The sequence below is a fragment of the Paenibacillus sp. PK1-4R genome (assembly GCF_030369595.1).
GTDB lineage: Bacteria > Bacillota > Bacilli > Paenibacillales > Paenibacillaceae > Paenibacillus.
In genome coordinates this window covers 1659104-1681442 of the sequence record NZ_CP126535.1, presented here as the reverse complement: position 1 = coordinate 1681442, position 22339 = coordinate 1659104, and the positions used below count along the sequence as shown (strand labels likewise).

The 22339-nt window shown below is 46.1% G+C and carries 23 protein-coding genes; 3 read left to right on the top strand and 20 right to left on the bottom strand.

Translation table 11 applies throughout. From position 1 onward, the window contains the following. Positions 1 to 189: 189 nt before the first annotated feature. Together ppnP and tkt are read right to left on the bottom strand one after the other, a co-directional pair. Positions 190 to 507: a pyrimidine/purine nucleoside phosphorylase gene (gene ppnP, locus QNO02_RS07085; RefSeq protein WP_017689983.1), complete on the bottom strand. Its 318-nt coding sequence runs from the start codon at positions 505 to 507 to the stop codon at positions 190 to 192. Positions 508 to 877: 370 nt separating this feature from the next. Further along, positions 878 to 2920, bottom strand: a complete 2043-nt coding sequence (gene tkt, locus QNO02_RS07080) for a transketolase (protein WP_289391539.1) — start codon at positions 2918 to 2920, stop codon at positions 878 to 880. A 434-nt stretch (positions 2921 to 3354) separates the two neighbouring features. On the opposite strand from tkt, the gene QNO02_RS07075 reads away from it, so the two are divergent. Beyond that, on the top strand, positions 3355 to 3834 hold the full coding sequence (locus QNO02_RS07075) for a hypothetical protein (RefSeq protein ID WP_289391538.1): 480 nt from the start codon (positions 3355 to 3357) through the stop codon (positions 3832 to 3834). A 74-nt stretch (positions 3835 to 3908) separates the two neighbouring features. Here QNO02_RS07075 and purU read toward each other — a convergent pair whose 3' ends face one another. Beyond that, positions 3909 to 4802, bottom strand: a complete 894-nt coding sequence (gene purU, locus QNO02_RS07070) for a formyltetrahydrofolate deformylase (protein ID WP_076209449.1) — start codon at positions 4800 to 4802, stop codon at positions 3909 to 3911. Positions 4803 to 4844: 42 nt separating this feature from the next. Continuing rightward, a complete protein-coding gene (locus QNO02_RS07065; protein WP_289391537.1) occupies positions 4845 to 5951 on the bottom strand; it encodes a deoxyribonuclease IV in 1107 nt (368 codons plus the stop codon). A gap of 170 nt (positions 5952 to 6121) precedes the next feature. Here QNO02_RS07065 and QNO02_RS07060 point away from each other — a divergent pair, with 170 nt between their 5' ends. Both QNO02_RS07060 and QNO02_RS07055 read left to right on the top strand, forming a co-directional pair. Then, positions 6122 to 6589 carry a DUF2621 domain-containing protein gene (locus QNO02_RS07060; RefSeq protein ID WP_176872741.1) on the top strand — a complete coding sequence of 156 codons (468 nt, stop codon included), beginning with the start codon at positions 6122 to 6124 and terminating at the stop codon, positions 6587 to 6589. A gap of 157 nt (positions 6590 to 6746) precedes the next feature. After that, positions 6747 to 7658: a TIGR01777 family oxidoreductase gene (locus QNO02_RS07055; protein ID WP_249911488.1), complete on the top strand. Its 912-nt coding sequence runs from the start codon at positions 6747 to 6749 to the stop codon at positions 7656 to 7658. A gap of 12 nt (positions 7659 to 7670) precedes the next feature. Here the strand turns inward: QNO02_RS07055 and QNO02_RS07050 are convergent, their stop codons facing one another. The 16 genes from QNO02_RS07050 to QNO02_RS06975 form a co-directional block, all read right to left on the bottom strand. Continuing rightward, positions 7671 to 9443: a DUF6382 domain-containing protein gene (locus QNO02_RS07050; RefSeq protein ID WP_289391535.1), complete on the bottom strand. Its 1773-nt coding sequence runs from the start codon at positions 9441 to 9443 to the stop codon at positions 7671 to 7673. A gap of 298 nt (positions 9444 to 9741) precedes the next feature. Then, entirely contained in the window at positions 9742 to 10257 is a 516-nt protein-coding gene (locus QNO02_RS07045; protein WP_091033592.1) for an A24 family peptidase, read from the bottom strand. 11 nt (positions 10258 to 10268) lie between these two features. Continuing rightward, positions 10269 to 11300 carry a hypothetical protein gene (locus QNO02_RS07040; protein WP_091035091.1) on the bottom strand — a complete coding sequence of 344 codons (1032 nt, stop codon included), beginning with the start codon at positions 11298 to 11300 and terminating at the stop codon, positions 10269 to 10271. 29 nt (positions 11301 to 11329) lie between these two features. Further along, on the bottom strand, positions 11330 to 13447 hold the full coding sequence (locus QNO02_RS07035) for a hypothetical protein (RefSeq protein WP_289391534.1): 2118 nt from the start codon (positions 13445 to 13447) through the stop codon (positions 11330 to 11332). 91 nt (positions 13448 to 13538) lie between these two features. Continuing rightward, the gene (locus tag QNO02_RS07030) at positions 13539 to 14213 is read right to left on the bottom strand and encodes a TadE/TadG family type IV pilus assembly protein (protein ID WP_091033596.1); all 675 of its coding nucleotides are present in this window, start codon (positions 14211 to 14213) and stop codon (positions 13539 to 13541) included. Beyond that, a complete protein-coding gene (locus QNO02_RS07025; protein ID WP_091033599.1) occupies positions 14197 to 14385 on the bottom strand; it encodes a Flp1 family type IVb pilin in 189 nt (62 codons plus the stop codon). The genes QNO02_RS07030 and QNO02_RS07025 overlap by 17 nt, the downstream gene beginning before the upstream one ends. An 11-nt stretch (positions 14386 to 14396) precedes the next feature. Next, complete coding sequence (locus tag QNO02_RS07020) at positions 14397 to 15266, bottom strand: type II secretion system F family protein (RefSeq protein WP_289391533.1); 870 nt, start codon at positions 15264 to 15266, stop codon at positions 14397 to 14399. A 12-nt stretch (positions 15267 to 15278) separates the two neighbouring features. Then, positions 15279 to 16022 carry a type II secretion system F family protein gene (locus QNO02_RS07015; RefSeq protein ID WP_249911849.1) on the bottom strand — a complete coding sequence of 248 codons (744 nt, stop codon included), beginning with the start codon at positions 16020 to 16022 and terminating at the stop codon, positions 15279 to 15281. A 40-nt stretch (positions 16023 to 16062) separates the two neighbouring features. After that, complete coding sequence (locus QNO02_RS07010; RefSeq protein ID WP_091033602.1) at positions 16063 to 17367, bottom strand: TadA family conjugal transfer-associated ATPase; 1305 nt, start codon at positions 17365 to 17367, stop codon at positions 16063 to 16065. Beyond that, complete coding sequence (locus QNO02_RS07005) at positions 17364 to 18581, bottom strand: nucleotide-binding protein (protein WP_091033604.1); 1218 nt, start codon at positions 18579 to 18581, stop codon at positions 17364 to 17366. Before QNO02_RS07005 ends, QNO02_RS07010 begins: the two co-directional genes overlap by 4 nt. A gap of 162 nt (positions 18582 to 18743) precedes the next feature. Further along, the gene (locus tag QNO02_RS07000; protein ID WP_091033607.1) at positions 18744 to 19127 is read right to left on the bottom strand and encodes a VOC family protein; all 384 of its coding nucleotides are present in this window, start codon (positions 19125 to 19127) and stop codon (positions 18744 to 18746) included. A 144-nt stretch (positions 19128 to 19271) separates the two neighbouring features. Next, positions 19272 to 20135, bottom strand: coding sequence for a DUF6612 family protein (locus tag QNO02_RS06995; RefSeq protein WP_091033609.1), 864 nt, complete (start codon positions 20133 to 20135; stop codon positions 19272 to 19274). 67 nt (positions 20136 to 20202) lie between these two features. Further along, a complete protein-coding gene (locus tag QNO02_RS06990) occupies positions 20203 to 20625 on the bottom strand; it encodes a thiol-disulfide oxidoreductase DCC family protein (RefSeq protein ID WP_091033612.1) in 423 nt (140 codons plus the stop codon). Between the two features lie 188 nt (positions 20626 to 20813). After that, positions 20814 to 21092, bottom strand: a complete 279-nt coding sequence (locus tag QNO02_RS06985; RefSeq protein ID WP_017690003.1) for a hypothetical protein — start codon at positions 21090 to 21092, stop codon at positions 20814 to 20816. Positions 21093 to 21191: 99 nt separating this feature from the next. Further along, positions 21192 to 21437 (bottom strand): zinc ribbon domain-containing protein, encoded by a 246-nt coding sequence (locus QNO02_RS06980; RefSeq protein ID WP_036610816.1) that lies wholly within the window; start codon positions 21435 to 21437, stop codon positions 21192 to 21194. Positions 21438 to 21650: 213 nt separating this feature from the next. Further along, positions 21651 to 22070, bottom strand: a complete 420-nt coding sequence (locus tag QNO02_RS06975; RefSeq protein ID WP_133386779.1) for an organic hydroperoxide resistance protein — start codon at positions 22068 to 22070, stop codon at positions 21651 to 21653. Positions 22071 to 22339 lie beyond the last annotated feature (269 nt).

Genomic DNA, 22339 nt, shown 5'->3' with positions numbered 1-22339 from the left:
GTAATCAAAAGCGGACTTTTTGAACAACCTCTTATATTATGTCCGTATTCCATTCTAAACAACTTGCCTTAAGGATACTTCAAATCCACGGGGCTGACAAGCTTGCAGCTCGAACTTTGTCGTTAGAATTCAAGAAGTAAAAAGGGTAAACCGAATCCGCAGGTTGCGGTTCTGCTTACCCTTCTTATGTTATTCCGCCGGGTACGAGCAGACGTAGTCAGTAACGCTGCGTATCTCCAGTTTAAATTTGGATTCGGCAGGCACGTGGAACGTAGCTTGACCTTGAATCTCTTGCCACTCTTCTTCTCCGGGAAGCAATACTTTCAGATCTCCGGACAGAATCTCCATAATTTCACGAGAATCCGTACCGAACTCATAACTGCCTGGAAGCATGATGCCCAGAGTCACTTTGCTGCCATCCCCCAAAATAACTGTTCTGCTGGTTACTTGACCATCATAATAAATGTTGGCCTCTTTCACTACACTAACTTGATCGAATTGTGACATGCGTACCCGCTCCCCTGAAGTTAATGAAAACAAAAGGCAAAACAGATCAGGGCGATAACGCTTCACCGCCCCTGTTCTGCGGAAATAACTTGCTGCCATGGATCAGGACAGCATGATGCCCTCCCAACCATAGCAGCGTTTATGAAGCTAATTGCGTGTTCAAAAAGTCAGGTTTTCAGTACCGAGAAGATGGGATGAAGCTAGAAATGGAGTAGCGGAGCGTAGGAGAAAACTACGTGAGCAACTACAATGTTTCCGAAGGAAACATACTCCGTAAGCATATTCTTATTCGGCTGAATCCCATATTCGACGCTGATGATGCCGTGAGGCATCCTTCGTAATCAAAAGCAGACTTTTTGAACAACCTCTATTACAGCAATGCTTTTACGCGGCTAACCACGTTATCCACTGTAAAGCCATACTCTTGGATAACACGGTCGCCAGGCGCGGAAGCACCAAATGTGCTGATTCCGAGAATGTCACCTTGATCTCCAACATATTTCTCCCAGCCCATTGGATAAGCCATTTCAATTGCAAGACGAGCTTTAACATCCGGAAGAAGAACGGACTCTTTATAAGCTTTGTCTTGTTTCTCGAACAGATCCCAGCTTGGCATGCTGATTACGCGAACTTGGATGCCTTGTTCTGCAAGTGCTGCTTGAGCTTTAACAGCCAATTGCACTTCAGAACCTGTAGCGATGATTTGTGCTACCGCTTTGCCATCTTTTGCATCAGAGACAACATAAGCACCACGTTTCACGTTCTCACGCGAACCTTCAACGGTACCTTCCAGGATTGGCAGGTTTTGACGAGTGAGTACGAGTGCAACCGGGTTGCTCTTGTTCTCAAGCGCGTAAGCCCAAGCAGCCGAAGTTTCATTACCATCAGCCGGACGAATAACCGTCAGGTTAGGAATGATACGCAGGGATGCCAATTGCTCGATCGGTTCGTGCGTAGGACCGTCTTCACCAACAGCGATACTGTCGTGAGTCAGAACATACGTTACAGGCAATCCCATCAGGGCAGCCAGACGAACAGCCGGACGCAGGTAATCGGTAAATACGAAGAACGTACCTCCGAATACTTTCACACCACTGTGCAGTGCCATACCGTTCATTGCTCCAGCCATACCGAATTCACGGATACCGAAGTAGATGTTACGGCCGGAGTAATCTTCAGGTGTGAAGTTCTCCAGGTTGTTCAAGTGAGTCATTGTGGAGCTTTCCAAGTCAGCAGATCCACCTGTCAGTTGTGGCACGTTGTGTGCCAGACCGTTCAGAGCGTTACCGGATGCTACACGAGTGGAGAGCGCTTTGTCTGTTGCTGCATATTTAGGAAGATCACGGTCCCATCCTTCTGGAAGGTCGCCGTTAATCGCTGTTTCGAATTGAGCTGCAAGCTCAGGATATGCTTTTTTGTACTCGGCAAATTTCTCGTCCCAAGCTTTATTAGCAGAGATACCACGATCTTTCACTTGTGCAAAGTGATCGCGAACTTCAGCTGGTACGTGGAAGTTTTCTTCATAAACCCATTTGTAATACTCTTTAGTCAATTTGGCTTCGTCTGCACCCAGTGGAGATCCGTGAGTACCGCCGTGGCCGCCTTTACCTTGTTTGTTCGGGCTACCGTAACCGATAACCGTTTTAACTTCAATCAGTGTAGGACGCAGTGTATCTGCTTGACCTTCCTGAATTGCTTTTTCGATTGCAGGCAGATCGTTACCATCTTCAACGCGCAGCACTTGCCAGCCATAAGCTTCAAAACGCTTCGCGATGCTTTCGGAAGAAGACAGATCCAATTTACCATCCAACGTGATGTCATTGGAGTCGAACAACATGATCAGTTTGCCCAGGTGCAAACGTCCAGCCAGGGAAGCTGATTCATGAGATACGCCTTCCATCAAGTCACCATCACCACAGATTGCGTAAGTGTAGTGGTCAACTACGTTGAATTTATCTTTATTGTATGTTGCGCCCAGTTGAGCTTCAGCCATCGCCATACCTACAGCCATTGCAATACCTTGACCCAGTGGGCCGGTAGTTGCATCAACACCTGCAGTATGTCCGAATTCCGGGTGACCCGGAGTTTTGCTTCCCCATTGACGGAACTGTTTCAGTTCTTCCATTGGAAGATCATATCCGCTCAGGTGCAGCAAGCTGTACAGCAACATGGAGCCATGTCCTGCAGACAGGACAAAACGGTCCCGGTTAACCCAAGTTGGGTGGTCCGGGTTATGAGTCATCGTTTTTGCAAAAAGTTGGTACCCCATTGGAGCGGAGCCCATAGGCATACCCGGATGTCCGGAATTTGCCTTCTCAATTGCATCAATCGCCAAAGTACGTACGGTAGTAATCGACAGGTTGTCGATTGTAGTGTTCTCGTCCTTTTGAATCGCTTCGTTCTTGTCAGTCATGGTTTGTCCTCCTCATGTCTTTAGATAAGTCGGGTGCGCAAGCGAATCCCTCTCATCATACAAGCAAACCGAATTTCACAATAAGTGAATCCGCTTGAGTGTTTCATTTTGACTTATTCACTTTTGTATTGTATCACTTGGCGTGAAGCTTTTCCATAACCTTCTTTGAGAAGTTCATGAAAAATCGGTTGTTTGTGATGAATAATCCTTGGCCAATCAAGCAAAAATCGTACTTTAAAAGGTACTAAATTCCAAAAGCAGACTTAAGGAGCCTCGCAAATCCATCGCATGAAGTATAACCTTTAACCTGAAAACCATGCATATTTTAGATATTCATCCTCAATTCACATATAATGTTCCTTAATATGGATTTGAAAATCGGGCTGTGGTTTACTTTTCAGATGTCCATGCGTCAATCATAGGAGGTCGCGATCATGCCAGATCCTGCTGCTCACCCATCAACATCGGTAAAACACTCATTACCCTGGTTATCCGGTATTTTAACGGGGATTCTATCCGGAGTTGTCCTGGGATTTTTCCTCAAAATGATTCAGGCCAACACAGGCGAACAAGTATATACCCTGCTGTTGAATATTGATTTTGTGCCTGGTCTTCCACCAACCTTACCCGAATTTATTGAATTTACTTTGCATCTCATCGTATCCGTTATCATCGGCATCTTCTATGTGTGGTGGATACGACATTCAGGCCGCCCAATGATCAAAGGAATTATACTTGGTTCAGTCTCGTCCGTGCTCTATATCCCACTCTCTCAATTGTCATCACGTGTGCCAGACCTGTACGATGTTTTTGCCATCCTCTATTGGATTGCAGGACATCTGCTATTTGGTATTATGCTTGGCTTGTGCGGAAAGTATATCAACACAACAAAAAAAGCGACTCCCGTTTCGTAAACGAATTGGGGTCGCTTTTTGGATAATCTATTATGTGGTTCCGAATCAACCTTGCACAGTATTAAAGCGTGAGCTTAAAATACAACGGTTTTATTTTCGTGAACAAGAACGCGGTCTTCAACATGCCATTTCACGGCACGTGCAAGCACAACACGCTCAATGGTACGTCCAATACGCTTCAGCTCGGTTACATCGTCCCCGTGGCTTACACGCTGCACGTCCTGTTCGATAATTGGTCCGCCATCCAGTTCTTCCGTAACATAGTGCGCTGTCGCACCGATAATTTTGACACCGCGGTTGTACGCCTGCGCATACGGTTTACCACCAACGAAGGCTGGCAGGAACGAATGGTGAATATTAATGATTCGATTGCGGTAATGCTCAATGAACATCGGAGAGATAATCTGCATGTAACGAGCCAGAATGATCACATCCACATCGTTGCCGATGACGTCCAGTTGACGCTGTTCGGCTTCTTTCTTCGTGTCTGCTGTAACTGGGATATGATGATATGGAATGCCAAATGATTCTACATAGTCCTTCATGTCCAGATGGTTGCTGACCACAAGAGCAATATCAGCATCTAGGTCGCCAGCCTGCCATTGCCACAACAATTCAACCAGACAGTGATCTTCTTTGGATACAAAGATAGCCAATTTCTTCTTGCGGCTAACCGCAGATAGCGTCCATTCCATTTGGAAACGGCTTGCTACTTCTTCAAAATCAGCTTCCAGTTTCGGCAAATTGACCAACAATTGCGGAAGATCAAACTCAATCCGCATAAAGAACATGCCGCCAGCAGGGTCCATTGTATACTGGTCCGACTGAACAATGTTTGCACCATGCTGGTGCAGGAAGTGAGAGACGGCAGCTACAATTCCTGGACCATCCGGACAGGAAATAAGCATGCGCGCACGATCGGCGCGGTTTTTAGAATCAGGGCGTACTTGTTTAGCGTGGATCTCCATCGGGTTATTCTTCCTCCTTCAATTAAGCCATGACCTGCGGGATTAACCCGCAAGCCATGCAATCAAGCGATGATTCAGTTGTTCTTCATTCAAATGCGGGAACAATGCAGCTTCAGTCACCATGTCATAGAGGCGTTCCAGCGGTTCGCGCGGATCTGCCTTTTTGGCTTTGGCATCATTTTTGAGCAACGTCCACACATCCAGAATATACGAACGAGACTCAATCTCTTTACCTTTGAAAAAGTGTTGCAACTGTTCTACTTCTGTCAGGAAATCCTGGCCGAATCGACCGGCAACATCCCCACGAAGCAGGGCAATCTCCACCTCATACATTGGACGCTGGGTCTTGGCCTCTTTACCAATCCAAGGTGTCTCAAGAATAAATGGACGTCCTTGAAGCTTCTCATGGTTGACGATGCGGTTAATCGCCTCAAACCCGATCCAGCCAGAGCCAATTGGTGTATGACGGTCCTTGTGCGCACCCATAGCATTCTTACTATCATTAATATGCATTACAGCAATGCGGTCAAGTCCTACCGTGCGATCGAATTGTTCCAGTACACCGTCAAAATCATTAACGATATCATATCCGGCATCATGAATGTGACATGTATCCATACACACAGTGAGGCGCTCGTTATACGTTACTTTCTCGATAATCTGAGCGATCTCTTCGAAACTACGCCCCATCTCCGTACCTTTGCCAGCCATGGTCTCCAGAGCGATGTTCACATCTGTCTCTTTCACACCCTCCAGCACTTCATTCAAACCTTCTGCGATCCGTCCGATCCCATAGTGGGCATCTTTATCTGTAAAAGCGCCAGGATGTAATACGATGTTTTTCACACCAATGGCATGTGTACGACGAATCTCTTCCTGAAGGAAATCTACAGCGAGTCTATACGTGTTGTCTTTGTATGAGCCAAGATTAATAATGTACGGTGCATGGACAACGATATCTTCCATTCCACCCTCTTGCATGGCAAGTTTGCCTTCTTCAATATACATGGATTCAATTGGCTTGCGACGTGTATTCTGTGGTGCACCCGTATATATCATAAACGAACTGGAACCGTACGAAGACGCTTCCTTCGTTGCACTCAATAATCCCTTGTCCGAAAAGGACACGTGGGAGCCGATTTTCAGCATTATTGATCCCCCTTAATCTGAATTATCCCTTATTCTAACGCGATTATCGAAATAAATCTAGAAATGCGCTATAATTCGGGATAGAGGCTATTTTTTACAGCTAATATGTGGAACATGGGTAGGCGGAATCCGTCTTTCCGTGAAAATCAATGAACCGAGGTGACTCCGCAATGATTTTCGACTCCTACGCGATGATACTGACCAGTAGTTCCCCCAGCAATTGGTTTATGAATACAATCGCATTCTGGACTTTTTTATTGCTTGGCAGCATGTGTATCGGTGGATTCTTCATGATGCGCAAGTTTTTGAAAGTGCTACCAAAAGCGGACGGAAAGTCCAAGCTGGATTGGCAGAATTATTGGGTTGAAGCCAGCCGTCACTTGTGGACAGATGAAGCCAAAGCTTTTTTGGATCAACTTGTGGAGCCTGTGCCCGGGCCATTTCGTGACATAGCCAAACATTCCATTGCTGCAGAGATCGGTAAGATTGCAGTTGAAGACAACGCCACGGAAGTATCGAGAGATCATTGTATCAAAGGATACATCATTGCCACACCGAAGCGGGATAATAAGTTTTTGGTAAAGTTTTTGGAGAAAAACAAAATCGATTATTCCCCTTATCAACATTTGATTAAATAAAATAAAAGATGAGTTAAGTGGCATATAAATTGGGTTAATTAGATACAGATATGCTCCGTCAGGTAAGTTGTTCCCAACAGGCATTGCTTACCTTACGGGGCTGTTTGTCGATCCAACGGTATATCAGCGCAGTGAAAATACAGAGAGGATGTTTGATATGAAAATTGCCATTTGTGGAGGTACCGGATTTGTGGGAGGAGCACTTGTAGATTACTGGCTGCAAGCCGGGCACCATGTGAAAGTTATTACACGAAAACTGCCTGACTTGCATAATCCAAGTAAAAATCTTACATATATATCGTGGGAACAAGTCGAAGAACAACCTCACTTGCTGGAAGGTATGGATGCTCTCGTTAACCTTGCCGGAGAAACGCTGAATCAACGTTGGACAACCAAGGCGAAGCTGGAGATTGTTGAATCCAGAGTAACAACCGTAGCACGGGTAGCCCGATTGGTGGAATCTCTGGAACAAAAGCCGGAAGTGGTCGTTCAAGCTTCTGCCATGGCCATCTATGGAACCTCCCCTAATGAAACCTTTGACGAGAGTAGTCCGCAAAAATCCATGAACTTCCCGTCCCGGGTCTCGGAACAATGGGAAGTTGCTGCAGATGCAATCAAAGATGTAAGACTCGTTAAAATCCGGGTGAGTTTGGTGCTTGGACACAAAAGAGGTGCTTTTCCATTGATGAAACTCCCTTATATGCTGGGTGTTGGTGGCAAGATCGGCAGTGGCAAGCAATGGACTAGCTGGATTCACATTATGGATATCGTAAGACTCATTGATTTTAGCATTCAAAATAAACAAGTGTCAGGTCCGGTCAATGCTTCCTCACCGAACCCTGTCACCAATGATGAATTCGGTCGTACGGTCGGTAAAGTGTATCATCGCCCTCACTGGTTCCCCGTACCCAGCTTCTTAATTAAAACCTTAGTTGGTGAACTATCCGTTGTTCTGCTTCAGGGGCAGAGAGTCATTCCGCAAAAAGCACTCGACCACGGATTCCAATTCACTTTCCCTACCTTAACCCAGGCACTGGAAGATCTGAAGCACCGCGGCTTATCTGACTGATTGAACTATGTCTTATCCAACCGACCGATAAGTGTAGACTGATTCCGCAAGTGTAAATGTGTCTCCATCCGCCAATGGATATTCCTTATACGGAGCAAGAATATTGCCCTGAAGAATGGTGCCATTGACGGAACCCAGATCCTTAATCACATAGCCCGATTTGTTCCGGCTCAATTCCACATGAGCACGGGACACGCCGGTCGCTGTGTCCACCCACTGAACCATGTCTGCTGATCTTCCGATGACAAAAGATGCTCCTTGCACATCCATCCGTTCATGTTGGTCACCGGTGCCAGATCTTCGTTCAAGATAATAAGACGCCATCATTGGTCCTGCCCCTGTAACATTACCTCCACTCAGATTCTGCAAATTCACGGTTGCTTCCGCAACTGCATCCTGTCGAATTAGCTCTGAAGTTGAAGCTACCGTCTCCACATGGTGCTGAACGAACGGTGGTTCGGAGTGTTCAGGTGTCATATGCAAATTTTGAAAACGGGAATGCTCGCCACCACCTTCTGAGGTGGATGCAACCGTTTGGTTTATGCGTTCCGCTGACCTTTCAGCTGTATTCCAGCGCCAACTCTCCTGAAATTGTTCCTCTTCATCTTCCATTTGCTTGCCTTTGTTCTTACCTAAATTGAATGAAAAAGACCGCTTATTCTCTGCGTCATTATGAGGACTTCCCTTGCGCTTCCACGTCCATCCTGCTACACCAAGCAAGCCAAGGCTTAGTACCATGCACAGGATCATCTGCGTCTGTCCCGGTTGCTCCATGTATATAAATCTCCATACCAATGCCATGGCAACCATGCAGCCCAGTATGATATAGGTCACTTTGGAAGATCCGGACTTCTCCTCCGCGTCCATATCAACACGCTCTAGGGAATCATACGGGTTACTTCGTCCCTTATCCATGCTGTTTGAGCTCTCAAATGAAGATAGCTCAGGCGAGCGCCTGCCTGGAAAGGTTCGAGATCTCACCGGAATGTCTTCCACCTCGGATTCACTCGTTTTTTGCGGCTGACGAAAATTTAATTGCGGCTCCACAGCAGCATTATGAACGGGAGCACTGGGTTGATATGGTCGAGAATTACCAGTGGCTTGCCTGCTCTCTCGCTCAGAAATCGACGAATGAAGATCACCTCTTGAATCATTGGGTGTTTCCAAAGTTCTGGATGAGAGAAATGCTGCGACTCCTCCATTCTCTTGCTCGTCAGCATATAACTCCAGCAGAAGCTCTCGCAACTGTCTGATATCCCAACGTTCATTGTCACATAACTGCAGAACACGCTGAATGCCTTCTCCTTGCAGTTCCTGCACCTGGGCCATCAGCCTGATCACAAGCTCACGGAATTGCTGCGGCGTTGGATCAACTTCAACCGTATCCATGATTGGTACATAGACCATTCCAAGCTCACCCTGTTCAAATGAACCGTTGATGAACAAGTACTCTTCCTGGATCAATAATTTACGAGGCTCCAACATATACTGTCGGCATTCCATGAAGGCATCGGCTAGTTGGAACAACAGACCATACAGAACACGCAACTTGATTTTGCTTGACTTTAACATCTGGGATAACATTTTGTACCCTGAAATGTCGTACTGCAAAGTTACATTTCGATCGACTTCCCGAATATGAACAGGAAGAAGTCGAGGAATCTGATTGGAGGACAACATCCCCATTTGTACCCGGCTCAATTCCTCCATTCGTAACCCGTCTTCTTTTTCCAAAACCATGAACGCTCCGCCGTTACGAATAAAATCTCTCGTTAATCCATACATGCCAATCCTCTCTTTCCATTGCTATATAGGATCAACTAAAGAAAGTTACACTGGGTACTTCGATGACGGAACAACCTTCCGATCGCTGTTATCCCCAGATTTCTTGATTCCCTTTGTAAAGGGGAAAATCCGGGGATAAAGGCGAGCGCTCCGCTTCTTCAGGTTTTTTCCGTCCTCTCCGTTCTCGTGTAAAAAGTTTAGTTGATATAAGTTGAGTTACAATACACCACACTCTTCCACTCCAATCGCAGTGCTATCTTCGATCACTGTTATCCTAACGTTTTCCAGACTCCTGATATCAAGGGAAAAGTCCCGAGACAAGGACCGTGATAAATCCAGGTAACACCGCCAGCATAAATGGAAACTTCAATGTCTTCTCTTTATTTACCAGCTTGAGCGAACCGAGCATGAAAAAACCTGCAAGACTACTTGCCATGCCTCGAATCCGTTTCGCTGAATCTTTACGGAATAGAAGTATTACTAGACCAATTGCGCCCGCGTACAAAACGGAGTAAATAATGACATGAATGCCAAAAGCAAGCCCCGTCCATGCGCCAATCCCACCAAACAATTTCACATCTCCTGCCCCTACGGCTCCAATCGCATACATCAGAAACAAAATACCAAAACCTGCTGCAAATCCAGCGGCTGAAAACAAGAAACCATCCCAACCGCCCCATATGATATGGGCCAATACGCCTGCAACAGTCACAGGTAAAGTCAATCGATTTGGAATTTTCATGGAACGAATATCTGTAATAAAAGCTGCAATGACGTATATGCCACAGGCAATGTAAAACCACTCCACCTCCATCATCCCCTTCCTTATTTTCTGGAGGCTACCGTAAACGTAGTCTCCGTCTTGGCACCGTCCCCTGTCTCGACAACAAAACTCCATGTTCCTTCTGTTGTCCGAGTACCAACAAACCAGTTCCATTCAATAATTCCATTCTCATCTGCGGTGGCCCAGCCAATGTGCTTCGCAGAACTTTCACCTGACTTGTAAAATATCGTTAAGTTGGCTGTCGCTCCTGGTTCTACCTTCACCTTAATCGTTGCATTATTGCCTATGTAAGCCGGGTCAGGCTTCGACAGTACCGTTGCTGAACCCGCAGTATCCCCGTCTCCTGCGCTGCCATCTGACCCTTCTCCGGTATCTCCAATCCATATCCGTTCTGCCGCAGCAGCCTGAATCCGAAGCGGTTTACTGAGAAAGGGGACTTTTATCGGCAATTCATAACTCAGTTCAAGTCGGAAATAAGGATTTGTTTTGTTTTTAAGATCAGGTATGGAAACACCGTTCACATGCACACGTTCCATATCCAGTAGAGTTGGCTCGATAAATGGTTGCAGCAGCGGTTTGACCATCGGATCAAGCACCGTTTCCAAGACGGATGTCTTGATCTCCTGTAGTGGTTGTTCACCACTGGCCGCCGCTGAACGTACCCAATCACTTAATGGCTCGGGTAGAGAAGAAGCATAACCTTCTGCCCATTCCGTCAGAGACAACTCCGGTATCTTCCAACCCCCTCCAGAGCCCTCACCACCTGCAGAATCAGAAGGTGTGAAGGCAAGGGAAACCGGATATATTTTCGTTGATAACTGCTTCACCGCTTCCCCTGCTGTGCTCTGTAACGCTGTGGAGATTAGAGTCATTTGCACAATGAAGATGAGAAACATGATAAAGAACAGAAAAACAGGTAACACCAGTGAAGCTTCCAGAACCATGCTTCCCTGTTCCTTTTTCGGAGAACATATCTGCTTATTCAGAGACTTCAATCGTTGCAATCTGATTATTCTTGTTAAACGAATCTGCAATTGTGCGCTTTCTTTTTCGTAATGTTGCTGCTTATCCATAATCCCTCCACCGAAACGATCCTGATCATTCAATAGGAATAATCCGCCTTCCGCTCAATGAAAAATCGCCCATCTTCAACCTGATCCGCACTACCCATAACTGTACCTATGCTTCTAACCACCCCTGGTAAAAACCACAGCTTGATGCTGCTGCGCATGTTACCCGAAGCATACGTCTGTTTCTCATCTGGATTCACACCAGTATTCAATCGAATTAGCGCCAGCATTCTGGACATTTTGCGTTCATTGTTACTATGCATCAATAGGAACAATCGGAGATGGTCCCTGTACGTCAGTTTGACTTTGATATACTTGGACAATTCCACACTGCCCTCTTTTGCTAGTTTCACCATATCCGCGATGGCGTTTGTAATCCCGTATAAGATTGCCGCCGATAAAACCAGAAGTGGGTTCCCAAGCTTGCTATGCTCAATTAACCCTTCGGCCGTCCGAATAGCCAGCCGCAAACCAAATATCTCCGCATATGCCGCAGCGATGTTACCCGAAGGATTATGAAACCCGTAAACGATATACTCCAGTTCCTGATTCTCCAGTTTGAAGACATCACCAGCATCTCCACCACCTTCAGTCCAGGTAAATAACTGACCAAAATCCATGGAGTTGAAATAGGCTAAAGCATATTCATTCTGAAATAATTCGTCACCAAGACTGTCCAGCAGACCGGACATCCCGCCAAACAAACTGTCCATTCTCTTCATGGCATCGCCACCAGAGTCATAAGGATCTCCAGCAATCTCTGCCTTTTTGGCTTCCTCACGACTAGCCTCGTTAAAAGCAATATTAGCGTTGTAATATTCCTCCAACTGTTTGAAAGCGTCCATGGAACCCGAACTTCCATTCTGAATCTGCGACAAGATTCGTTTGACTTCCTTCAATTTCCCTTTGGATTCTTTATCATTCGCTTTGCGTTGGGCATCCGACCCACGACCACTTTCCAGCTGCTGCTTACTTTGGAGGATGAGATTGGCAGGACCGCTACGTACATAGGTGTCCATATATCGTTCCGTAACCTGACTTGCCTGTCTGACCGCTGGTTTAATCGGAACACCGCTCATGGCCGTGACGCTGCGAAGCTGTGTATTCAACTCCATGTTGTCTCTTCTGACGTTAGAGAAGTCCGTATTCTGGGAAACAACCCGTGCCTTCAACTGATCAAATAGGCTATCTGCCCTCACAAGCTCCGAAGCAAGAGAACGTGTACTTTTGGCTTCAGTGCCTGATCCAGTAGATGCAGGACTCGTCCCAGGAAGATTCGAGTTGCCCACATTGTCGTAGCTGGCATTCTGCGAACGGTTCTCCCCCTCCGCGATTACACGTTTCATTTCCTCATTGATCTTGCGTGCTTCTTCGATCTTGGACTGTGCTTCCTCCAGCTTTGTTTGATGGGCCTGTAACGCCGGTTGTATGATCATGCTGATGCCTGTCACCACATTACCAACACCCGTCCGATAACGAGCCAGTTCCAATATGTATTGTTGCTCTCTGAATGGCAATCCCTCATCCGCCTGTTTCTTGTTAAGATAATCTGCATAACGTGCTGCTGCCTCGGCAGCTGTCTCTGGTGTTTCTTCCAACATTTCTTCATAGATGGCCTGTGAGGGCGGGTCCATGATTAACTTCGGAAGATTCTTCAGCTTCTCCGCGGATTCCGTCTGATTGGCAATGGCTTCATCCAGCAATTCTTCACGTTTGTCATATAACTTCTGTAATTTTTTCAGCAAGTCTACCGTGTGTGCAGCTTCCTTCATCTCGTCTGACATCGGTTTGAACCGATTGATCACTTCAAGGGTAAAATCAACCGGAGCCCGATACTTCATATCCTCCTGAATCTGACGATTAAATATATCGTATCTGCCCAGTTCACGCTCCATGCTCAGTTTAATGGTATCCCACTGGATATCCAGAATGGGGAAACCATCTTTTACAGAGGAAGGCTTCACGCTATCATTCAGCACTTTAGCCATAATTGCATCCCCACTACTGTCGCCATACCCGAATAAACCATACTCCCGCAGTGAGGTGTCATAGGCTGACATGACGGATCTCATCGCAGCATGAGTCATGCGTTCGGTCTGCACCTTGAATGCCGCTATACGAGCGTAATCAATAAATATTGCGACAAACATATAAACTCCAGCCAATATTAATATCAAAAAAAGGCTTACTGCCCCCGACTCACCGTCTTTTTTTCTAAACAGCTCCGCCCTCCTCCTTTTCTCACTTTTTGCTTTTGCCAAAATGCTGCACAACCTGTCCGGCTTCTGCCGCTGTACTGGTCGCCGCGCCGCCCTTGCCTTTAAACTTGGCTGCATAATAACGGACCAGATCTACCGTTCGAATGAATTCAACCGGTTCAACAACTGCGGATGATCCTTGAGTGAGGACACGGTTACCTGAATCGAATAAAAAAGAAGGAAGAGGCAAAGAAATTACCTGATCCAGCTTGGTCGTTATTTTCCGCTGAATTAGAGAGTTCTGATACTCAATCGTTCCTTTCATGGCTGAAGGCATATGCTGCACCGCTTGTGCTAATTTCTGTTCCGAGAGACTTCCGCCTTCACCAGCAGGTACAGAAACGCTAACCTGATTGTCCGCTCCCGCCCAGCCAAACAACGCTCCAAGCATACGGTCATCCGTCAGTCTCCAGTACAGATTGTCATGTTCTCCAGCGACAAATTCACCTGTCATCGCCTGCTTGTGGCTGTTGTCCCAGCTATAAGCTGCACGTTCGGAAGCTGCATAGGCATGTTGATTCAGGAATGTTTTTTGATACATATACATGGTAAAAAAGAGCAATAACACAAGAATAAACAGCACGACAGGGAAGATCAGGGAGGCTTCAACGGTGAAGCTCCCTTCTTCCTTTTTGAACCTGTTATTCGAAGAATTCATTACTTTTATTACTCACATTAGTTAACAGTCTTTCTACCAATTTTTTAATTTGGTCTTTAAAAATCAAAGCAATAATGATAATAACCCCGATAATCAGAATCAGCTCCAACGTGCCGAGTCCGTCCTCTTCCTCCCAAAACGCGTTTACCTTGTTTTTCAATACTTCCATCATCCCAATTCCTCCTACATATTCATCATCATAAAAGCAGGTGCCCCGATCATGACCACAATCGTAAAAAAGATCAGTACCATCGGAAACACCAGTTTGGAAGAAGCCTGTTCTCCCTTCGCCCGACTGACAGCCTTGCGTTTCTCCCACAACACATGTGACAGATCCCGCAGCGCCAATACAAAGTCACCTCCCCCACGCCGGAAATTCAGCAGCACTGTTGTCGTAAAAATCGTCACTTCCTGTACACCGCAGCGACGACTGAACTGTTCAAATGATTTTTGAAACGAGTAACCATTATTCCAATCTCCCACCGTCTTTCTGAGTTCGTTGTACAACGGATGATTCCGTTCCCCCTGGCTTGTCACACAGTGAACGATGGCACGTTGCACGGTCTCCCCTGCGCCAACCAGCAGTACAATTCGGTTCAGCAGCTCAGGCAGTTCCATAAGAATATCCTGGTCTCTTCGCTGCACCTTTGTATTGAGGTCTTTGTAGAGCGCAAAAGGCAACGCTGCACCGAGCACGAGCCCACCCGCCATACCTCCGATGCCCATATCTCCAACGAGTGATAACAGGCAGCCCACCAGCAGCATGAGCCATGTGTAGGTCAACATTTCGGCGCAATACAGCATCGTTTTCTCTCCACTGTGCTGTATGCCATACATTTTCTGAATGGCATGTTGCATTCGAAACATGAGCACTGGCAATCTGCGTCCAATCTCAAACTTGTCCAATATAAACAGGAAGGGACCATGCAATTTTTTCAGTCGTAATCCTTCCATATCCAGCTTGCGCAGATGCCGGTAGGTCTGCCCCCGGGTTCGATCCAGCACCAGCCATCCCGCTCCGAGCATCCCTGCGACTATAACGGGAAGCAGCATCGTTTCAGCTCCTTATACTTTGATATCCATAATGCGATTAATCCACAGATAACAGCAGGCGAGTACTGCCAATGCACCACTTGAGATGATGTACCCCATCCCGCTATATAATGGCTCCATAAAGTCCTTAGCAGTCAGATTGAGGAATATCAGAAAAATAAATGGAGCGGCAAACATCACCTTTGATTCGAACTTTTTCTGCGATACCGCGACCATAATATCCTGCTGAATGTCCAGCTTCTCACCAATCACCGCAGAGGTACGACGCACAACTTCAACCAGATCCCCGCCAGTTCGTTTGCACGTAATGAACACATCTGCAAAATTCGTAATATCTTCAACCTGTGCCCGATCCGAGAAATCTTGTAGTGCCTCTTCGATTGGTTGTCCATACTCCATCCGTGTCCGCAATATCGTGAACTCACGAATCAGATCGGTATCCGCTTCCGGGTTCAACATCCGCAGATCCTCCACGGATTCCTTGAATCCATTTTCCACCGATTTTCCTGCGGCCAGTGCCGAAGATAATGCATATAATGCTTGCTTAAAATGTAAACTGAGTGTCATTCTTTTTCGTTCCAACAGCACTTTAGTCCAATGTTTTGGTACCCATATGCAACCCGCAGCCAGGATCGCTCCAGCCAACCAGTGATGGTAGAACAGAATTCCAATGCCAAAAAACAGCAGACCACTAATCAGCATACAGACCATTCGTTGTCTCCGGGAAAGCGTATATACGGTGTAATCCGTCAACATCTGTCTAGCTTCACCCAACAGTAATCACCTTCCAATGACTTTAATTCACGTTGTTATCTGATGAATTTGTTTCAATACTATATTGTTCTATGTATCCATCCAGCCATTCCCCAAGCCCCGCCATCTGAATTTTATCCACCTGATTCAACTTTCCAACCTGTACTAACCCGCCAATAATTTTGCCTTCACGCTCTTCTTGTTCCTGGAAACGAAACAGTGGATTCAGCATAACCTCACCGTCCTGCATGCCAATCACTTCACTAATCTCTGTCACCCGCCGTGAACGATCTCGCAGCCGGGATAGATGTACAAAAATATCGATTGCTGAACTAATCTGCTGCCTTACAACCGCAATAGGAAGATCTGCACCGCTAAGTACCATCGTTTCGAGTCTGCTAATCATGTCAGAGATGGTATTCGCATGCCCTGTAGACAAAGATCCATCATGGCCAGTGTTCATGGCCTGTAACATATCCAGCGCTTCTGCGCCCCTGACTTCCCCAATCACAATCCGGTTGGGACGCATCCGTAAGGAAGATTTGATCAGATCCCGAATAGATATCTGTCCCTTGCCTTCGGTGTTTGCATTCCGCGTCTCCAGTGATACCAGATTTGGTACCGTAACAATCTGTAGTTCAGCCGAATCCTCAATCGTTATAATTCGCTCATCGGCAGGGATAAACTGCGATAAGGCGTTCAGAAAGGTCGTTTTTCCCGATCCGGTCCCACCTCCAATGAAGATGTTGTATTTGCTCCGCACCAACTGCTGCAATAATTCTGCCGCTTCTTCATGTAGGGCTCCCTTTTCAATCAGATCGGACATCTTCATCGGTTCACTGGGGAATTTACGAATCGTCATCGTGGGTCCTTTCAAGGCAATAGGAGGCAACACGATATTGACCCGCGAACCATCCTTTAAACGGGCATCTACGATTGGAGAAGACTCATTCACAATCCGGTTTACCCCGGACACAATCATCTGGATGATATCCTCGAGCCGTTCCCTGGACTCGAATTCAAGGGTGATCTGGCTGACTTCACCTTCTTGCTCCACAAAAATCTCCTTGTGACTATTGATCATGATTTCCGTAATATCGGGATGATCCACAAGTGGCTGCAAAATATCCAATCCACGAAAGGAATCAAACAATCGCTGTACCAGCGTGTGACGCTCTCCTGAGGTCAGATCATCCAGCTTCGGGTCAGACAGAACTTTGCGTTCTATCCCCTGCCACAGTTCATCATCTCCTGCTGAAGAGGTTAAATCGAGTCCGGCCCTGACCTCCCTGCGCATCATCTGAAACTGTTCTTCACGATCCAGTATTCTATTGGATGGATCCGTCATAGTGCCCACCGATCCTGCTTCTGAATTCGTCCCGTCTGCTTCAATTCTTCTTCGCCATCTTGTACCAGCATGGCACATAATCTCTTCACTTCACGTTGGAAGATCGGAGAACTAAGCATGACTTCCTCCTGACTGAGTTGCTTCCAAGAAGGGATATAGGGCAACACTGCATCCAGATGCAGATCAGGGCGTGGGAGTGCATTGACGACATTGTCCCGATATTTGTTAACCACAAAGCGTGAACGCTCGAGCATACTTTCGTACAAGTCTGGCTTCGTACGCTCAGCATGCTGTAACCATTGTCCCCAACGATGCATGGCAGATATATCATCCTCAACCAGCCAGACAAAAGCATCTGCTGCATCCAGTACCCCTTCACTGCGCCCATCCCAACCGGAATCCCCATCCAGAATCAACACGTCATATTGTCCACAATCCGTTAAATAACGAAGCAGATTCGACGTATCCTCACGAGTCATTTGCAACAGTTCTTTCCGATTCGATAATGGCCAGAACACATCGGATCTCAGCGCTTCATGCCGGACCACATATCCATCTACGCCCTTCGATTGCGCCTGTAACTGCTTGCCGGATTCCTTTCTGCCCACCTTCAGATCGTATAACAGGCGTGACAATCCCGTCTCCGCATCCGGGTGACGCTGCCCACTTCTAATTAGTCCCTTTTCCAGAAACGGGAGCGTGCTGTCCAGCGTCTCCAGATTAAGATAGAGAACAGCATATCCCGCAAGTCCCAATTGCTTCGCCATATGCAGGGCTACTGCCGTTTTGCCACTTCCACCCGAAGCGGATACTACACCGATGGAGAGAGTCTCTTGCCCCGAATGGTGAACCTTCTTACGGCGTGGCTGTCGGCAAGCATGCATCACAGCATCCAGCAAAGCAGGCAAGGGTTGATATTTCATCAGCCGCTTGGCCTCATCCACCTCTTCCATCCCTTCACTAAGCATTAGCCAAGGTACACCTGATCCTTCTCCCCCGTTATTCAGCCAGTCATTCAGAAATTCCGGTTCCGCAATAACCAGATCTGGTAATTCCCGACCTTCTTTCTCATTCATATGATCCCTGAACGAATCCCCTTGGGAGAATGCCGTGAAACGCACATGGAGACCCGACGAATTTCCCTGTACATAATCAAGCCAGGCGCTAATGTAATCTCTATCTTTTGAAACCAGAACTACCTTCAGTACAATCAAATTTCCCTTCCCTCCCTGTCAAAAAGCACAAAAAAAGCACCGTCCAATAACCGCATGAATATGCAGTATATGGACGGTGCTTCCGTCACGTGCTATGAATGTATGGATAATATAGCATACAATTTCTGGGGGAGCAAGGGATTTATTCTAACCCATTTCTCCTTAAGAGTTGTACGGTGAATCGAACTCAATAATGTTACGGTCCGGATCAAGTACAAAAATCTGTGCGAATCCAGCCACACTATCAGGTCTCGCTTCGTACTCAATTCCCTGCTGTTCCAACCAGGCTATAGTCCCTGAATAACTGGTCACCCAGATCGCAAAGTGGCCGTCTGTTGTATCAATTCCAGCCTCGCGTAACGTGTGACCGTCAGGGTGCTGTAACAAATGAAGTTGCTGGCTACCGATGGCATACCATGTACCTGTGGAGCGGAAAGGCGGGCGTTCAATCTCCTGCATTCCCAGTAACCCCGAATAGAATTTCTTCGCGATTTCCAGATCACGTACAGCCAGACTAACATGGTGGATGTGTGCATATTCGATCATCTTTTATATCCCCTCTCTACTTCAATATGACTATACTATAACACCTTCAACCCTGACCATAATCTCCGCTAAACAGAAAAACACCCCTGATTCTAATCTGGTAAACCTCTCGGCTCACACAAATCTAGTTCAGAGGTGCCTGTTTTATTTTGCGCTATCCAATGCTTCTTGTGGAATCTTGATCTCTTCCACTTGATCCTGGTTGGAGAACGTACTGGTCATCTTCATGTCCATCGTCATTTTCTGTCCATTCTGTTCCATCTCCATGACCATGGTTACGTCCGTACTTGCAGGCAAATAGGTTTCTTTGTTGATCATATATTTCATCTTCATGCTGGTGATATTCATCTGATCAAGCATGGCTTGCATCTGGGCATCCGATCCGTTCTGCTCCATTACGGCTTTGGCCAGTTCCTTTACATTATCACCGGATACGTCAGCGTTAATCACATAATTGTCGCCTTCTTCGGTCACTTTAGTATCTTCTTCAATCTTTTTGAATTGCTCCAATTCACCTTCGGGATTCATGCTTGCTTTCATCTGCTCTATCAGTTCCTTGGTTTGAGCTTCAGGAATCGCAACCCATTGATCCCCAACTTGAGAGTAGATTTTATCCGAAGTGATATACTGCTTCACGTTCTGAGCTTCCTGTCCCGACATTTCCATTTTCATCTCTTGATAGATCATCATTGGATCTTTGATAATATCCATCTTGAGCGATGTTTTAACCTGTTGATCCTGCGACTGTTCACCAGCATCCAGTTTCAGATTCTGATCAATGTTTGCTTCAGTTGTGAAGCTTTTCATTTCTTTGGTTGCTGCATTGGTTTTGGTAATCAATTCGTCCAAGGTAGGGATCTTTGTTTCCTGCTCCGCAGGTGTATTACCCTCGTTAGATGTTTCGTTGTTAGTCGCTGGCGGCGTTGCGGTATTATCTGTATCGTTACCGCATGCTGCCAAGCTCACTGCTAATAATGCCCCGATAAATAATGTAGTCCACTTCTTCAAGTTGTTGTCCTCCCAAAATAGATATGATCTGTAGTCATTACCCAATTATTTCCGTTATTAATCACACTCACAAAAATCGATCTTTGATCTCTGGGGTAGGCAACATGCACGCTTCATCCTTGCCAAACCAGCGATAACGGTTGCGAGCAACCAAGTTATAGACTGCATTACGAATAAATTTCGGTACAATAATGAACACATATAACAACGGATAAGGAAACTTCAGACCTTTCGCCAATCGCAGCGCGGCGGTTGAACGTGTATAGTATTTTCCATTTTCGATCAGAACAAAGGTGTCCATACTGTCTGTCGACAGATTGCCCTTCTCCAGCAGTTCCTTGGCTACATCTGATTGGAGCGAAGCAAAATGATATTTCCCTTCCGGGTCACGCTTGATAATCCATTTGGTTAAGCCCTGGCAGAAGTGACAGACACCATCCACCAGTACGATCGGATGTCCCTGATGCACATCTGTTTGATTTGCTGTCATATTGGCTGCCTCCTATTGTTGCGGTTAGAGTAACTTACCCAATCTGGGCCTTCTTGTTGACTAATTCTAAATTTATTTCTAGAGGTAGTTCAAAAAGACTGAAAACCGCTCTTTTTGAACACGCATTTATTGGAAATATAAAGAAAAAGAGCGCAGGCATTGTGCCCGCGCTCGTATCTGTCCGACAATTACTCCGTAACTGCCTTTTCCATCCATTGGTCATCGATCATCTGTTGATGCAGGTCACTTGCCCACTGGTCCATACATTTGCAAATGAAATCTTTGCGACATACTGGACAAGGCGTTTTCTGCAAACGACTGATATTGGTCATCTTCCATTCCGGGGAACGGGAGTAGAATACACGGCATTTTGTACCGTCTACCAAATTCATTTTAAATTCGTACAATCCGTCTTCCTTGTTACCATAAGCTAATTCTAAATCTGCAATACGCGGTCTATAAGACATGGATATCACCTGTTTAATTCAAATTTGGTTCATGCAATGACACTACTCAGTACTAAGTTATATTAAAGAAAATTCAGTTCAATGTCAACTCGCGCATGTCTACCCGCCAAACAGAATATCCAGAATAGTCCCTACCTGCCCCTGTTTTTTCCCTTTCAAGACATCCGGATCAAATACTTCAACATACCCGCAGGAAGCACAAGCCACAAACAGGTAGTGATTATGCTGTATATCAAACATCTTGCTCAGGCCTGCTCCTGACATGGAGACTTCCTTAATGTTACAATCCGTGCCCCTGCATTTCGTACACACAAATCGCCGCTCGATCATCTCTTCAATACTCATCTTCGTTCCCCCTTTATGGAATGTGTAGCATGAAGTGGGAGTGCAATTATGTAAAATAGTACGCGATCTGGCATCTAATCTCCTGCATCATGTCCATATATTATAATCAACACAAAACCCTGCCGATTGCCAGCAGGGCTTTGTAGTCGAACATCAGGTATCTGGGACGATACCCTGCTCTATATGTTCCCTTTACTTGCCGGGAGTCAAATCTTAGACTACGTTTAAAACAACATCAATGTTGCCACGTGTTGCTTTCGAATATGGACAGAAATCATGCGCCTTGCGGGCCAATTCCTCTGCTTGACTATGATCTACACCAGGCATGCTAACGTCCAGACGAACAGACAGCTGGAAACCGTCATCCGAAGGGTCTTTACCAATGGATACGTTACTTGTAACGACCACATCCTCCAATTTCACACCTGCTTTGCGTGCTACATTGGCAAGGGCACTTTCATAACATGCTCCATATCCAGCGGCAAAAAGCTGCTCAGGGTTAGTACCTTCACCACCGGAGCCACCAAGCTCTTTTGGCATTTTCAGATCATGCTTGAGTACGCCATCCGAAGAAGTCACGGAACCTGTACGTCCACCTTTAACTGTCGCTACTGCTGTATATAAAGCTTCCATTAAGAATCTCTCCCTTATCCATATAGTTTTTACTGCCTTCCTTTCAATTTAAACTTCTGGCTCATTTTGAAACGCAATTTTGTATCTTTATCAGCTTTTACAACTTTATTATTTTCATGCATTTCAATGCGATGGCTGTATTTTCCCTATGTTTGGGTAATATACGAAGGGGCATCTGAAAGCTGCAACCGAAATTTTGTGCCGATACATAAAAGTTGCACTAGACAAAAACAATTGAAGGAGTACAATGTAACAATAAACATAAAAAT